Annotated in this window: 14 protein-coding genes and 1 tRNA gene; 13 read left to right on the top strand and 2 right to left on the bottom strand. The window is 71.0% G+C overall.

Annotated elements, in window-relative coordinates:
• Nucleotides 1–10 precede the first annotated feature (10 nt).
• Nucleotides 11–2,068 (bottom strand): hypothetical protein, encoded by a 2,058-nt coding sequence (locus F9278_RS14085; protein WP_152168639.1) that lies wholly within the window; start codon nucleotides 2,066–2,068, stop codon nucleotides 11–13.
• Nucleotides 2,069–2,495: 427 nt separating this feature from the next.
• On the opposite strand from F9278_RS14085, the gene proB reads away from it, so the two are divergent.
• The 5 genes from proB to F9278_RS14060 all read left to right on the top strand — a co-directional run bounded on the left by proB (nucleotide 2,496) and on the right by F9278_RS14060 (nucleotide 7,638).
• A complete protein-coding gene (gene proB, locus F9278_RS14080; RefSeq protein WP_152168638.1) occupies nucleotides 2,496–3,602 on the top strand; it encodes a glutamate 5-kinase in 1,107 nt (368 codons plus the stop codon).
• Between the two features lie 173 nt (nucleotides 3,603–3,775).
• On the top strand, nucleotides 3,776–4,243 hold the full coding sequence (locus F9278_RS14075; protein ID WP_152173857.1) for a hypothetical protein: 468 nt from the start codon (nucleotides 3,776–3,778) through the stop codon (nucleotides 4,241–4,243).
• An 84-nt stretch (nucleotides 4,244–4,327) separates the two neighbouring features.
• A complete protein-coding gene (locus F9278_RS14070; RefSeq protein WP_152168637.1) occupies nucleotides 4,328–5,614 on the top strand; it encodes a glutamate-5-semialdehyde dehydrogenase in 1,287 nt (428 codons plus the stop codon).
• A gap of 229 nt (nucleotides 5,615–5,843) precedes the next feature.
• Nucleotides 5,844–6,446: an SCO2584 family spore wall biosynthesis protein gene (locus F9278_RS14065; RefSeq protein WP_152168636.1), complete on the top strand. Its 603-nt coding sequence runs from the start codon at nucleotides 5,844–5,846 to the stop codon at nucleotides 6,444–6,446.
• A gap of 121 nt (nucleotides 6,447–6,567) precedes the next feature.
• Complete coding sequence (locus F9278_RS14060) at nucleotides 6,568–7,638, top strand: SCO2583 family membrane protein (RefSeq protein WP_152168635.1); 1,071 nt, start codon at nucleotides 6,568–6,570, stop codon at nucleotides 7,636–7,638.
• A 187-nt stretch (nucleotides 7,639–7,825) separates the two neighbouring features.
• Here F9278_RS14060 and F9278_RS14055 read toward each other — a convergent pair whose 3' ends face one another.
• Entirely contained in the window at nucleotides 7,826–8,923 is a 1,098-nt protein-coding gene (locus tag F9278_RS14055) for a M48 family metallopeptidase (protein WP_152168634.1), read from the bottom strand.
• A 98-nt stretch (nucleotides 8,924–9,021) separates the two neighbouring features.
• On the opposite strand from F9278_RS14055, the gene F9278_RS46145 reads away from it, so the two are divergent.
• From F9278_RS46145 to F9278_RS14020, 8 genes are all read left to right on the top strand, one after another.
• Nucleotides 9,022–9,192 (top strand): hypothetical protein, encoded by a 171-nt coding sequence (locus tag F9278_RS46145; RefSeq protein WP_193241477.1) that lies wholly within the window; start codon nucleotides 9,022–9,024, stop codon nucleotides 9,190–9,192.
• A 177-nt stretch (nucleotides 9,193–9,369) separates the two neighbouring features.
• Nucleotides 9,370–9,537: a hypothetical protein gene (locus tag F9278_RS14050; RefSeq protein ID WP_045557516.1), complete on the top strand. Its 168-nt coding sequence runs from the start codon at nucleotides 9,370–9,372 to the stop codon at nucleotides 9,535–9,537.
• Between the two features lie 58 nt (nucleotides 9,538–9,595).
• Nucleotides 9,596–10,306 carry a nicotinate-nucleotide adenylyltransferase gene (gene nadD, locus F9278_RS14045; RefSeq protein ID WP_193241476.1) on the top strand — a complete coding sequence of 237 codons (711 nt, stop codon included), beginning with the start codon at nucleotides 9,596–9,598 and terminating at the stop codon, nucleotides 10,304–10,306.
• Between the two features lie 16 nt (nucleotides 10,307–10,322).
• Nucleotides 10,323–12,146 carry an LCP family protein gene (locus tag F9278_RS14040; protein WP_152168633.1) on the top strand — a complete coding sequence of 608 codons (1,824 nt, stop codon included), beginning with the start codon at nucleotides 10,323–10,325 and terminating at the stop codon, nucleotides 12,144–12,146.
• Nucleotides 12,147–12,301: 155 nt separating this feature from the next.
• A complete protein-coding gene (rsfS, locus tag F9278_RS14035; protein ID WP_152168632.1) occupies nucleotides 12,302–12,748 on the top strand; it encodes a ribosome silencing factor in 447 nt (148 codons plus the stop codon).
• A complete protein-coding gene (locus tag F9278_RS14030; protein WP_152168631.1) occupies nucleotides 12,745–13,413 on the top strand; it encodes a histidine phosphatase family protein in 669 nt (222 codons plus the stop codon). Before rsfS ends, F9278_RS14030 begins: the two co-directional genes overlap by 4 nt.
• 139 nt (nucleotides 13,414–13,552) lie before the next feature.
• A tRNA-Ala gene (locus tag F9278_RS14025) sits at nucleotides 13,553–13,625 on the top strand.
• A 399-nt stretch (nucleotides 13,626–14,024) separates the two neighbouring features.
• The gene (locus F9278_RS14020) at nucleotides 14,025–14,258 is read left to right on the top strand and encodes a hypothetical protein (RefSeq protein ID WP_005479297.1); all 234 of its coding nucleotides are present in this window, start codon (nucleotides 14,025–14,027) and stop codon (nucleotides 14,256–14,258) included.
• Nucleotides 14,259–14,352 lie beyond the last annotated feature (94 nt).

The following is a 14,352-nucleotide window of genomic DNA, read 5'->3' as shown; positions in this document are numbered from 1 at the left end:
TTCCTGGGGGCTACGCGAGGGCCTCCGTGGGTTCGCCCTCCGTGAGTTCGTCGCCGATTTCCCGGGGGGACGGCATCTCGTCGACGAGGCGGGAGTCCATGCGGACGCGGCGGGCGTCGGCCTTGGCGCACAGGGCCTTGACCGCGCGGTCGAAGCGGACGAGCGACGGCGGGTCCGAGGGGCCGAGGAGCTGTTCCTTGAGGTCGGCGCGGGCCTTGGTGAAGCGGTCCTTCTCGGGGTCGCGCACCGAGTCGAGGAGGGCCGGGACACCGTCCGCCTTCGGCGTCAGCACGACACCCGCGGAGACGGTCGGGAAGGCCGTGCGGAACGCCTCCTCCGACAGCCCGGACGTGTTGGCGACCGAGTACGGCTTCTCGCTGGACAGCCAGTCGGAGACCACCGACGAGACATCGCTGATCAGCAGGTCCGACACATTGAAACAGGCGAAGATCGCGGGCCGTGCCTCGGTGACGATCCGGTGCTCCCATTCCGGGAACGACGCCCAGTACGCCTTCTCCCAGGCCAGCGTCGCCTCGAAGATCGCCGCCTCCCGGTCGCCGCTGGGCGTGCCCTGCAGCAGCATCCGCTCCATCTCGTCCGCGCTGGACCGGAAGGAGGTCGAGGTGAGCTTGTCCAACTCGGCGGTCCGGCGCACCAGTTCGGCGGCGGCCTCGGCGCCCGGCCGGGCACCCGACCGCTTGGTGTTGGCCTCGCGGATCATCGCCTTGATGCGCTCGTTCGCGGCGCCCGCGCGCGGGTCGACCGAGCCGGTCATCGGGTGCGGCTTGTAGAGCAGCCGGACCTTGTCGTCGGAGAGGAGGCCCCGGACGATGTTCTCGCCGGCCAGGACCACGGAGGTGTTGCCGGGGTTGCCGTCCCAGCCCTCCCAGGTGGGGGCGTAGAGGACGGTCGTGAAGGTGCCGGTCGGCGGGCCCGCGTACGGGCGGATCGGCGCCAGCTGCGGACGGCCGACCTCGACGATGTCCTTGTCCTCGACCCCGACCTCGGCGAGCGCGTACCGCTCACGCGCGGCGGGACCGGCGACCCACACCTCGTCGTACGCCTTCGCGTACGGGTTGCAGGAGGACAGCTTGTCGCTCTCGCCGTGGTTGATGAAGGCGTGCTTGACGGTGGGGATGCGCAGCACCTGCGAGGTCTTCGCGGCGTTGGCCGGGTGCAGCATCATCTTCAGCGTCGAGTTCTCCAGGGAGAACATCGTGGAGACCTTCGGGAAGCAGATGACCGGCACGTCCGTCGCGTCGATCTTCTGCACCATGAAGCGCTCCCGCAGCACGATCAGCGGCCTCTCCAGCTGGGAGAGCGTGGAGAGCCACATGTTCGCCTGGTACGCCGACGTCGTACCGCCGGAGAAGTACATCGCGGTGGTCGGCCGGTAGTCGGCGAGCCACTTGTCCAGCCACTCCATGACCTGCTGCTCGTTCTTCGCCCGCTTCTTCGGCAGCAGCCAGGTCGCCAGGTACGCCGTACCGACGACGAGAGCGCCGAGCGAGGCGCCGAGGCCGAGGCCGCCCCAGGTGGCGTCCTCGGTGGCCGCGCTGAGCACCAGGCCGGCCGTGATCGGCAGCGAGAAGGTCAGCAGCCGGTGGGCCTGGCGGCGGGCCAGGATGCGCGGCGGGGAGGCGGTGAGCCGCAGCGCGGAGGCGTCGATGTTGCGGGTGACGATCGGCAGGGTCCGGGTGCGGCGGACCAGTACCGAGACGGCCTGGCAGGTGAAGTGCACCGCGTAGAAGAGGAGCAGGCCGACCACCAGGGGGGCCTGCTCGCGCAGCGGCATGCCGTCGATGCGCAGCAGCCCCACCAGGATCAGCATGTCGCGCAGCAGCTGGCGGACCAGCGCGTCGAAGCGGATCTTGCCCAGCGGGGCGAGCAGACCGGGATCCCGGTACTGCAGGAAGTTGTCCAGGACGAGGCCCGCCACGCTCGCGGCGACGAACAAGGGAATGTTCGGCAGCAGCGCGGAGACGGTCTGGACCGTGAAGAGCGCGAACATCGCGAACAGCGCTGACAGCTGCGCGATGCGGCGGGGTGCGAGGCCTGCGGAGGGCACGGGCTGGGCTCCTGCGGAGGGTGCGACGGACGGAGGAGAGGAGGGTGAGTCTGGGGGTGGCCTGAAGGAGGCCGATCCCTGACCGTATGACCTAGGGAGGCCGGGGAGCAATCTTCGGTGGGAGCAATCGCCGGTAGTCGGACATAACGCGTGGAACCCCGGGAGGTGTCTCGGCATCTCCTTCTGAAGGGCCCGGGGGCGGACCGCCGCCGCCCGTCCCCGGGGACCGCCGCCGTCCGCCCCTCGAAATGAGGACGCTGCCGGTCCGCGTGCTCCCGTAGATTGCTGAGTACACGCGCCGGGTGCACGCACCGGGTGCACACCGGGCCGGTTCGGAACATTGGGGATACGGGTGTCAGCGGCAACAAGGGCAGGAGGGGCGGCCCGAAGGGCCTCGGTCGAGGGTGGTGGTGGGAGACGGGCGGGCGTGGCGGAAGCGCACCGGATCGTCGTCAAGGTGGGCTCCTCGTCGCTGACGACGGCGTCCGGCGGCCTCGACGCGGACCGGGTGGACGCCCTGGTGGACGTCCTCGCCAAGGCCCGCAGCGGCGGCGAGCGGGAGGTCGTGCTGGTCTCGTCCGGTGCCATCGCCGCCGGGCTCGCGCCGCTGGGCCTGCGCCGCCGCCCCAAGGACCTCGCCCGGCAGCAGGCCGCCGCCAGTGTCGGCCAGGGCCTGCTGGTGGCCCGCTACACGGCCTCCTGCGCCCGTTACGGCATCCGGGTCGGTCAGGTGCTCCTGACCTCCGACGACATGAGCCGTCGCGCCCACCACCGCAACGCCTCCCGCACCCTCGACAAGCTTCTCGCGATGGGCGCGCTGCCGGTCGTCAACGAGAACGACACCGTTGCCACGGACGAGATCCGTTTCGGCGACAACGACCGCCTCGCCGCCCTCGTCGCCCACCTCGTACGGGCGGATCTGCTGGTCCTGCTGTCCGACGTGGACGGCGTGTACGACGGCGATCCGGCCCGGCCCGGTACGTCGCGGATAGCGGAGGTACGGGGGCCCGAGGACCTCGCGCACGTGGAGATCGGCAGCGCCGGCAAGGCGGGCGTCGGCACCGGCGGCATGGTCACCAAGGTCGAGGCGGCCGGGATCGCCACCGGGGCGGGCATCCCCGTGGTCCTGACCAGCGCCGTCCACGCGGCGGACGCGCTCACCGGCGGTGACACCGGCACCTACTTCCACCCCACCGGCAAACGGTCCGCCGACCGGCTGCTGTGGCTGCAGCACGCCTCCACCCCGCAGGGCGCGCTCGTCCTCGACGACGGGGCCGTGCGCGCGGTCGTCGACCGCCGCACCTCGCTGCTGCCGGCCGGTATCGCGGCCGTCGAGGGCGATTTCACCGCCGGTGACCCCGTGGAGCTGCGCGACGGCGCGGGCCGGGCGGTCGCGCGGGGCCTGGTGAACTTCGACGCCAAGGAGATCCCGCAGCTGATCGGCCGCTCGACCCGGGAACTGGCGCGCGAGCTGGGTCCCGCGTACGAACGAGAGGTCGTACACAGGGACGACCTCGTCCTCCTGCGCCCCTGACCAGCGGCCCCATGGAGGGGCCGGAGCACCGGCCCCGGCGGTGCGCGTTCCGTAAAACCGCCACGCGAAGCCCCTGAGCCTGCTCAACTTTGTCCCAGGGAGATTCCGCACGACCCATTGCACGACCCATAGCCAGGCACGAAATCGTTGCGAAGGAGGCCGTCGTGAGACGAGTGCGCCCCGGGGCCGCGGCGTCCCGTGGTGGTGGTACCTCCCGTGCGGCCGGCGAGGAGCGGACGCTCACCAGCGTCGCCGCCTCGGACACGTACGAGGGCGAGAGCGTCGAGAAGCCGCAGGACCTGCCCCGGCTCTGGCATGTCACGCTCAGTGTGTCCGGGCCCGAGGCCCCCCTCAAGGAGGTCCGGCGCGGCCTCGAACAGCTGGCCCACGACCACCCCTTTCTGCTGACCAGCCGCTATGCCAACGACCACGCCGAGATCCGCTACTGGGAGGAGGCCCGCGACCTCCACGACGCGGCGGCCGTCGCCCTGCGCCTGTGGGGCGAGCACCGCCGGACGGCCGGGCTGCCGCCCTGGGAGATCGTCGGCCTGGAGGTCATCGACCGCCAGACGTACCACCTGCGTATTGCCGAGGGCTTCGGCCAGCCCCCGGCCACGCCCGTGGGGGTCCATCCCTTCTGACCGTCCCGCCAGGGGCCCCGGGGGTGTGTCTCGCGCTGTGGAACAGCCGATGAACGCCTCCGCCGGGCGCACTACCCTTTCTCCATGACCTCGCTCTCGCCGTACGACTCCATGACCCCGGTCACCCGGGCCGCCTACCGTGCCAAGGCCGCCGCCGCCGATCTCGCGCCGCTCCCGCGCGCCGACAAGGACGACGCGCTGCTCGCCATCGCGGACGCGCTGGAGGTCCGCACGAGCGAGATCGTCGAGGCCAACGCCAAGGACATCGAGAAGGCCCGTCAGGCAGGCACCAGCGAGGCGATCGTCGACCGGCTGACGCTCACCCCGGAGCGGGTCCGCGCGATCGCCGCCGACGTCCGTGACGTGGCCGCGCTGCCCGACCCGGTCGGCGAGGTCGTCCGCGGCTCCACCCTCCCGAACGGCATCGACCTGCGCCAGGTCCGCGTCCCGCTCGGCGTCGTCGGCATCATCTACGAGGCCCGCCCGAACGTGACCGTGGACGCCGCCGCCCTCTGCCTGAAGTCCGGCAACGCGGTCCTGCTGCGCGGCTCGTCCTCCGCCTACGAGTCCAACACCGCCCTCGTCCGGGTCCTGCGGGACGCCGTCGGCGGGGCCGGCCTGCCCGCCGACGCCATCCAGCTCGTCCCCGGCGAGAGCCGTGACTCCGTGCGCGAGCTGATGCGCGCCCGCGGCCTGGTCGACGTGCTCATCCCGCGCGGCGGCGCCTCCCTGATCCGTTCGGTCGTCGAGGAGTCCACCGTCCCGGTGATCGAGACCGGTACGGGCAACTGCCATGTCTACGTCGACGCCCAGGCCGACCTGGACACGGCGATCGAGATCCTGATCAACTCCAAGGCCCACCGGGTCAGCGTCTGCAACGCCGCCGAGACCCTCCTCGTCCACCAGGACATCGCCCCCGAGTTCCTGCCCCGCGCCCTCGACGCGCTCGCCGACGCCGGGGTCACCGTCCACGCCGACGAGCGGGTGCTCGCCTTCGCCAAGGAGAGCCGGGCCACGGTCGTCGAGGCCACCACGGAGGACTGGGAGACCGAGTACCTGTCGTACGACATCGCCGCCGCCGTCGTCGACTCGCTCGACCGGGCCGTGGAGCACATCCGGCTGTGGAGCTCCGGCCACACCGAGGCGATCGTCACCACCTCCCAGCAGGCCGCCCGCCGCTTCACCCAGCTGGTCGACTCCACGACGGTCGCCGTCAACGCCTCGACCCGCTTCACGGACGGCGGCCAGTTCGGCTTCGGCGCCGAGATCGGCATCTCCACCCAGAAGCTGCACGCCCGGGGCCCGATGGGCCTGCCCGAGCTGACCAGCACGAAGTACATCGTCACGGGCGACGGGCACGTACGGCGCTGACCGGGCACGTACGGCGCTGAGCGGGTGAACGGGCACGCACGGCGCTGAACGGGTGAACGGGCACGTACGGCGCTGAACGGGTGAACGGGCACGTACGGCGCTGAACGGGGGCGCACGGGTCCCGTGGGGCGCCGGTCGGTTCCTGTGAACAGCCTGGCGCCCAGCTGGCAAAACGGATGAATTTCCTTACCGTCTGCCCAAATTGACCACCCCGGTCTACTCTGGATCCGTGCCGGAGGACGTGGGGGGCACGCCGTTCCCGAACGGCTGGGAGCCCGACGACGACCGCGACCGCGGGGGTATGGACGAAGAGTTCGCCTCCGTGGTCTTCGACGAGGACTTCGTACGGGCGGCGGTGGTCCACGAGCCGACCGCGATCGAACGTCTGCTCGCGGCGGCGGAGGCCCGAGCCGCGGCCCAGGAGGCCGAGGCCCGCCGGGCGCACTCCAGAGGCGCACGCGGCGACGACGACCGCTACGACGACGGCTTCGGCCCCGACGGCCCCGATTTCGGCCGCGGCCGTGACGACGACTTCGACGACCTCGACGACACCGAGATCCTGGAGGGCCGCTACGGCGCCGACGGGGCCTACGGCAGGCCGTACGGCAAGCAGACCCGCTGGCACCGGCCCGTCGCCTGGATCCTCGCCCTGGTCATGGGCATCGGCATGGTCGCGCTGGCCTTCACCGCGGTCTACCGGGGCGCCTCCTCCGGGCGCGGCGAGATCCCGCTGCCGCCCGCCACCGGCGTGGAACAGGGCACCCCGACAGGCCCCTCCGCCTCCGCGGACTACTCCCAGCCGGCGGTGTCGGCGGACCCCCGCACCCCCTGAGGGGCCGCGCGCGGGCCCCGGGGCGCGGTGCGCCGCCGGTGCGCGAACCTGGTGAGGACCTGTCAGAACTTGTGGTGTACCAGCGCGTTTACCGAGGCCCCGGAAGACCTACTCTCCATGTATGGGCGGGCCTGGAAACCCACCTGAGGGGAGTCCCGAGGGCGCCCCCGGCGGTGGAGAGGACGAATACCGATCCGTCGTCTTCGACGAATCGTTCATCCGTGCTGCCCGCCTCCAGGAGTTCTCCGCCCAGGAGCGCCTGACCGACCACGCCCCGGCCGTACGCCGCCGCCCGGCCGTACGCCGCGGTCTCTCCCGGCAGGCCCTGGTCCTCGTCCTGCTGATCGCCCTCGCCTTCGGCACCGCGATCTACATGGGCGTCCGCCATCCGTACGACACACCGGCCGCGCAGCCCACCGAGCCGCTGCGGATGACGGTGATCCCGCTGTCCCCGCAGTCCGCGGTGCCCGGCGCCGCGGAACCGGAGACGCTGTACGCGCACAGCCCGGCCGCCCAGTTCCGGATCGGCGCCGAGGGCATCACGATGCCGGCCACCCGGCGTACCGAACACTTCACCGACAGCCAGGTCGTCTCCGCGCTGACCATCGCCAAGGAGTACCTGGTCGCCTCCGCGCTCGACCCGGAGGTGCTCGGCGGCACCACCGTCCAGCCCGTGCGGCGGCTGCTCGACTCGGAACAGCTCGACCAGTTCGAGCAGAGTTTCGATAATCCGGCGGCGGACGGGCGGCACGCGCCCACCGGCTGGCTGGTCCGCTTCGACCCGTCCCGTGCGCAGCTCGCCGACCGGAAGATCCGTGTGCAGGGCACGCTGCAGGCCGCCGAGTTCGACTCCGGCACGCTGGAGGTCGTCGCCGCGCACACCCTCGTGTACGCGCTGCGGCCGTCCGGCGGACCGGCCGACGCGGAGGCCTCGCTGTTCACGGTCCGGCGTGAGCTGCACTTCCGCTTCGACCAGGACGATCTGCGCACCCACCAGGTCGAGGTCGTCGTCTCCTATGCCCAGGCCGGGCCGCTGGCCTGCGCGGACGATGCCACGAACCATCTGCGGCCGCTGCTCGCCGGGCAGACCGCGAAGGCGGGCGGTCCCTCCGCCGGGACCGATCCCTATGGCACGGGTGCGGCTACGGCGTTGTGCGGGACGCTGGCGGAGAGTGCGCAGCCGAAGGTGTGAGGCCGGGGGGTGCGTGGTCGGGTGCGGGTGGGTGGGGCTTCTCGCGCGGTTCCCCGCGCCCCTGAGAAGCAGGGGCTGCGCCCCGTGCTTTTCGGCCCGAAAGGGCCGGAGGCCCTTAAGAGGCGCGGGGAACCGCGCGACCAGCCCCCACGCACCCCCACCCGACGTCCTGCTCGCCCTACCCGCCCTACTCGTTCTCGTCGTCCCGGGGCCGGTCCTCCTGGGCGGTGGCCGCACCGCCGCCGCCGAACCCTCGGCGGACCCGGCCGCCGAGATCGCCCGCGCCGCCCGCGATGTCGGTGACCAGCTTCATCAGCGGGTCCTTGGAGTTCTTGACGCTGCTCGTGTAGTGCGAGGCCGAGTCGCGGAAGGAGTCGGTCACCGAGGTGTCCTTGTCCTCGCTGCGCCGCGGATAGTGCCCGTCCATGATCCGCTGGAAGTCGCGGGACTCGGCCCACTTCTTCAGCTCGGCCGCGCGCACGGTCGTGAAGGGGTGCGAGCGGGGCAGCACGTTAAGGATCTTGAGGACGGAGTCGCGGAGGTCGCCCCCGGCCTCGTACTCCTCGGCCTGCGCGAGGAACGCGTCCACGTTCATCTCGTGCAGGTGGTTGCCGCCCGCGATCTTCATCAGGCCGCGCATCGACGCCTTGAGGTCCTGACCGACCAGCAGACCCGCGCGGTCGGCGGACAGCTCCGACTTGCGGAACCACTCCCGCAGCGCGGTCACGATCGCCATGATCGCCAGGTTGCCCAGCGGGATCCAGGCGATCTTCAGGGCGAGGCTCGTCAGGAAGAGCAGTATCGTCCGGTACACCGAGTGGCCGGAGAGCGCGTGGCCCACCTCGTGCCCGATGACCGCCCGCATCTCCTCCTCGTCGAGCAGCTCGACGAGGCCGGTGGTGACGACGATGATCGGCTCGTCCAGACCGATGCACATCGCGTTGGGCTGCGGGTCCTGGTTCACGTACATCGCCGGGACCTTCTCCAGGTCCAGGATGTAGCACGCGTCCCGCAGCATCGTGTTGAGGTGGGTGAACTGCTGGTCCGAGACCCGTACGGAGTCGGACAGGAACAGCAGCCTCAGGCTGCGCTCCGGCAGTAGACCGCTGAGTGCCTTGAACACCGTGTCGAAGCCGCTGAGCTTGCGCAGCGCCACCAGCGCCGAGCGGTCCGCGGGGTGTTCGTACGCCCGGGAGGAGATCCCCTCGAAGCGCCTGCGCTGCCTGCTCGGCACGTTCTCGTGGCCGTTGTCGGGCCCGTTCTGCTCGTGGCTGTCGTCCGGCATGTTTCCCCCATGCTCTGTTTGCCCAAGTTGCCCCCGAAGCGGGGTCCAGCCTAGGCGGAGTTACCGTGGCAGGGCATCAACCGTAAGGAGCGATCTCCATGGGACATCTCCCGCACCCGCCCGCGTCCGCCTGGCTCACCGACGCGGCCGACCTCGCCGCGAAGGAACAGGGGCCGGGCAACCTGCTGCGTGTGGTGCTGATCGTGATGGTCCTGGGCTCCGTCCTGATGGCGTGGTTCCTGCTGCGGGGCTACAAGCGGGACGACTGACGCCCGCCGAGGAGAAGGACGTCCGGAGTCCGCGAACGGTTGTCTCCTGAGGGAAGTACGCGCGTGGCGGTGCCCGCGTTCACTCCTGTGCGGAGTCGGCGTGATCGCCGACGGGCCCCCCGCTTACGATGGGCGGGTCTTTATCCCGATCCCACACCCGGATAGGTCACGCCGACGATGAGCTTCCACAGCACCGCTGCCGACTTGGTCACTCTCGCCGCCGAGGGCGGCGGGGAGCACGGCGGCAACCACGAGAGCCTGAGCCCCTACCTGACCGGCGGCGGAGCCTTCGTCGCCCTGATGCTGCTGCTGTGGATCACCACCCGCTTCAACCGCGATCGCTAATCCGCGCAAAAGGACGTTCGAACGGTGCGCGTCGGCCGGGCCGGTAGGCTCTCCACGCATGGGAGAGCAGGAAATGCCTACCGGTCCGGAGCACGACAAGGCGGCGGGCCAGGCACACGACACCACGGACGGCCGGGGCGACAGCGTCTCCGGCGCACCGGGAAACCGCCCGTCGGAGCACGGCCGGCGCCGGCTCGGCGTCATGGGCGGCACGTTCGACCCGATCCACCACGGGCACCTCGTGGCGGCCCAGGAGGTCGCCGCGCAGTTCGGTCTCGACGAGGTCGTGTTCGTACCGACCGGCCAGCCGTGGCAGAAGTCCCACCGCTCGGTCTCGGCGGCCGAGGACCGCTATCTGATGACGGTCATCGCCACGGCCGAGAACCCGCACTTCTCCGTGAGCCGCATCGACATCGATCGCAAGGGCCTCACCTACACGATCGACACCCTGCGCGAACTGCACGAGCTGAACCCCGAGTCGGACCTCTTCTTCATCACCGGCGCCGACGCCCTCGGCCAGATCCTCACCTGGCGCGACGCCGAGGAACTCTTCTCCCTCGCGCACTTCATCGGGGTCACCCGTCCGGGTCACACCCTGACCGACCCCGGCCTGCCCGCGGGCGGGGTCTCCCTGGTCGAGGTCCCCGCGCTCGCCATCTCCTCCACAGACTGCCGTGCGAGAGTCGGCAAGGGCGATCCCGTCTGGTACCTGGTGCCGGACGGCGTGGTGCGCTACATCGACAAGCGGCAGCTGTACCGCGGCGAGTGAGCCGAGAGGGGCACCGGTGAACGACCGATACGACGGCGGCTACGCGGGCGACCAGAGTTACGAACTCGTCGGCTACGACGAGTACGGACAGCCGGTGTACCGCCAGGCACCCGCCCAGCAGATGCCGCAACAGCAGGTGCCCCAGCAGCAGGCCTACGACCCCTACGACCCCTACGGGACACAGCAGCCCCAGGGGCAGTACCAGGGCGGCTACGGCCAGGGCCACGGCTACGACCCGTACGCCACCGGCCAGGTCCAGCAGCAGCACACCCAGGGATACGGCCAGGCCCAGACGTATGGGCAGGGCTACGACACCGGTCAGCAGACGCCGGGGCCCGGCTACGACCCGTACGACCCCTACGGGCAGACCGGGACCACCGGCCGGCAGGCACCCGTCACCGAACAGACCGCCTACATCCCGCAGCAGTCGGCGCCGCCGGAGACCGCCGAGCAGGACGCGCCCGGGACCGGGGGCGCCTCCCCGGAGCCGGGCGTGGCCGAACCGGACTACCGCACCGAGCAGTTCGCCTTCGTCGAGGAGCCCGACGGTGACTCCGAGGACGTCATCGACTGGCTGAACTTCACCGAGAACCGCACCGAGCGCCGCGAGGAGGCCAAGCGGCGCGCCAGGAGCAGGATGATCGTGCTGGCCGTGGTCCTCGCGCTGGTCGCGGTCGGCGGCGTCGGCTACCTGTGGTGGTCGGGCGCGCTGCCCGGCACCTCCTCGGACGAGCAGACCGGCACCACGACCTCCGCCGCCGCCCAGAAACGGGACGTGGTCGTCGTCCATCTGCACGACACCAAGGACGGCGGCACCTCCACGGCGCTGCTCGTCGACAACACGACCACCGGGCGCGGCGCCACCGTCCTCATCCCCAACGCGCTCGCCCTGACCGGCGACGACGGCACCACGACCACCCTCGCCAAGTCCGTCGACGACGACGGCTCCTCCGGCACCCGGGACGCCCTCGACACCGTCCTCGGCACCGACATCGAGGGCACCTGGCGGCTCGACACCCCGTATCTGAACAACCTCGTCGGGCTCGTCGGCAACATCGACATCGACACCGACGCCAGCGTGCCCGACCCCGAGGCGAAGAAGAAGGGCGCGGCCCCCCTCGTCACCAAGGGCAAGGCACAGACCCTCAGCGGCAAGATGGCCGTCGCCTACGCCACCTACCGGGCCTCCGGCGAGTCGCAGGACGCGCAGCTGAAGCGGTTCGGGCAGGTCATGCAGGGCGTGCTGCGCAAGCTGTCCTCCGACTCCCAGGCCGCCACGGTCACCGTGCAGACGCTGGCCCAGATCCTCGACCCCTCGCTCAGCGACAAGGACCTCGGCACCTTCCTCGCCAAGCTCGCCGACCACGCCAAGGGCGGCGACTACGAGACCGAGCTGCTGCCCGTCCAGCAGGACGGCACACTCAGCGCCGAGGACTCCGACAGCGTGGTCAAGGAGCTGCTCGGCGGCGCCGCGAAGAGCCCCGACGCCGGGGACGCCGTCCGGGTCGGCATCCGCAACGCCACCGGCGAGAAGGACGCCACCGAACAGGCCCGCGTGGTCGTCCTCAACGGCGGCTACACCTTCCTCGACGCCGGCACCACCGCCACCGCCCAGGCCACCTCCCAGGTCACCTACTCCGACGCGGCCCGCAAGCAGGACGCCGTCGAGGTCGCCAAGACCCTCGGCCTGCCGACCAGCGCCGTCAAGAAGGGCGAGACCACGTCCAACGCCGATGTCTCCGTCGTACTCGGCCAGAACTACGAGACGACGGACGCGACCGGGACCACGGGGACGACCGGGACGACGGGCACCACCGGAACGACGGGAACCACGGGCTGACCGGGCCGGCGTGATCGGTGATCAGGCCCCGGAGCAGCCGACCCGTCGGCGCCGCTCCGGGGCCTGATCGCTTAACACGTGGGGCGGTGTCGGTGGGTCATGAGACCCTTGGGGTAGCCCGTGAGGGTTCCTGACCGACGACCGAAAGCCGTGTAGTGACCGCCACCGACCGCTCCCTCGAGCTCATCACCACCGCCGCGCAGGCGGCCGCCGACAAGCTCGCGCACGACGTCATCGCGTACGACGTCAGCGATGTGCTGTCCATCACGGACGCCTTCCTGCTCGCCTCCGCGCCCAACGACCGCCAGGTCAAGTCGATCGTCGACGAGATCGAGGAGCGGCTGAACAAGGACCTCGGCGCCAAGCCGGTCCGCCGTGAGGGCGACCGCGAGGCCCGCTGGGTGCTGCTGGACTACGTCGACATCGTCGTGCACGTCCAGCACAGCGAGGAGCGGGTCTTCTACGCCCTGGAGCGGCTCTGGAAGGACTGCCCCGAGCTGGAGCTGCCCGCCGACGCCAAGGCCACCCGGGGCAAGGGCGCCGAGCACGCCAAGCTGCGCGCCGCCGAGGAGGAGGCAGAGCTGGGCGGGGAGCTGCGGTGACCGACGGCATCGACACCGCCGGACGCAAGGGCCGGGGCCGCCGCGTCATCCTCTGGCGGCACGGCCAGACCTCGTGGAACGTGGAGCGCCGCTTCCAGGGCACCACGGACGTCGAGCTGACCGAGACCGGCGTCGGCCAGGCCCGCCGCGCCGCCCGGCTGCTCGCCTCCCTCCAGCCCGACGCGATCGTCGCCTCGGACCTCAGGCGCGCCGCGAACACGGCAGCCGAGCTGGCCGCGCTCACCGGCCTGGAGATCAGCCACGACGAGGGCCTGCGCGAGACCTACGCGGGCGTCTGGCAGGGCCTCACACACGACGAGATCATCGCCCGGCACGGCGACGAGTACGCCGCGTGGAAGCGCGGCGAGCCGATCCGCCGCGGCGGCGGCGAGCTGGAGACCGAGGTCGCCGACCGCGCCGCCCCCGTGGTCCTCCGGCACGCCGACAAGCTCCCGGAGAACGGCACCCTGGTGGTGGTCAGCCACGGCGGCACCATCCGTACCACCATCGGGCGTCTCCTCGGCCTGGAACCCCACCACTGGGAAGGGCTCGGCGGGCTCTCCAACTGCTGCTGGTCCGTCCTCGGCGAGGGCGCCCGCGGCTGGCGGCTCCTGGAGCACAACGCCGGCACGCTCCCCGAGCCCGTGCTCGGCGACGACGACTGACTCCCGTGGGCGACCGAGCCCCGAAGGCGACCGAGGCCCGTAAGAGGCCTGGTCACGCGGCCAGGGGCCCGGATTTCACTTTCCGGCAGGTCGCAGGCTAAAGTTCTTCTTGTTCGCCCGCCGAGCGGGAAGAGCGCAAGGGGCTATAGCTCAGTTGGTAGAGCGCCTGCATGGCATGCAGGAGGTCAGGAGTTCAATTCTCCTTAGCTCCACAGATCGGTACAGAAGATCCCGTTCCCGCGAGGGAGCGGGATTTTTCGTGTGTGACCTGCGTCCCTTCTTGAGCAGGTCCGGCCCTGGAGGCGTATACCTCTGCGGACGGCCTTCTTTCCCGCTCCGTGCCCGGACTGGTACGAAGGCGTCGCTGACCGTATTGGTCCGGTCGTGGCAGAATCAAACGGCCGGAAGGGGGCGCGGCCCGACGGGAGGGAGAAGCGATGCCTGCGAGCATCCGCGGGAGGGTCCACGACCTTCCCGCAGTGGTGGTGATGCGGAGCAGGACCATCCTCCTCTGCCCTTCCTGCGGCTCGCTCCACGTTGCCCAAGTCCTCGGTGACAACGGAGGGATCTCCTACGTGTGCACGGCCTGCGGCCACAGCTGGAGCTGATCGATGGGTGCACACAGGAGGAAGTGCGACTGGTGCGGCAGCGGCACGCCCATCGTCCGCGACATGGAGCCCGTCAACGCCGACTACCAGTACTGGTGCGAGGAATGCGCACGGGCGCTGATCATAAAAGGCGACCCCATCGAGACCTACCGCGAGCTGGAGGGCGAGCCGATCTACGGCCGGCTCCTCGAAGAGCACTGCACACTCAAACGCTTCTATTCGTTCGTGACGGCCTGAGCGTCAACTCGGCGCCCTGCTCCGGCCGTCGCCGGTTCACGGGCCGCTGCGGGCGCCCCAGGGCCCTCGTGACGGCCGTCGGCGACGGAGGCGT

Source organism: Streptomyces phaeolivaceus (genome assembly GCF_009184865.1).
In the GTDB taxonomy this organism is placed as follows: Bacteria; Actinomycetota; Actinomycetes; order Streptomycetales; family Streptomycetaceae; genus Streptomyces; species Streptomyces phaeolivaceus.
Note: the sequence above shows the minus strand (reverse complement) of the source record. Positions and strands in the feature narration are given on the sequence as shown.

Coding starts and splice junctions, on each gene's coding strand:
- F9278_RS14070 (WP_152168637.1), top strand. CDS start 4,328: ATGACCTCGCTCTCGCCGTACGACTCCATGACCCCGGTCACCCGGGCC.
- F9278_RS14060 (WP_152168635.1), top strand. CDS start 6,568: ATGGGCGGGCCTGGAAACCCACCTGAGGGGAGTCCCGAGGGCGCCCCC.
- F9278_RS14055 (WP_152168634.1), bottom strand. CDS start 8,923: ATGCCGGACGACAGCCACGAGCAGAACGGGCCCGACAACGGCCACGAG.
- F9278_RS46145 (WP_193241477.1), top strand. CDS start 9,022: ATGGGACATCTCCCGCACCCGCCCGCGTCCGCCTGGCTCACCGACGCG.
- F9278_RS14050 (WP_045557516.1), top strand. CDS start 9,370: ATGAGCTTCCACAGCACCGCTGCCGACTTGGTCACTCTCGCCGCCGAG.
- nadD (WP_193241476.1), top strand. CDS start 9,596: ATGGGAGAGCAGGAAATGCCTACCGGTCCGGAGCACGACAAGGCGGCG.
- F9278_RS14020 (WP_005479297.1), top strand. CDS start 14,025: ATGGGTGCACACAGGAGGAAGTGCGACTGGTGCGGCAGCGGCACGCCC.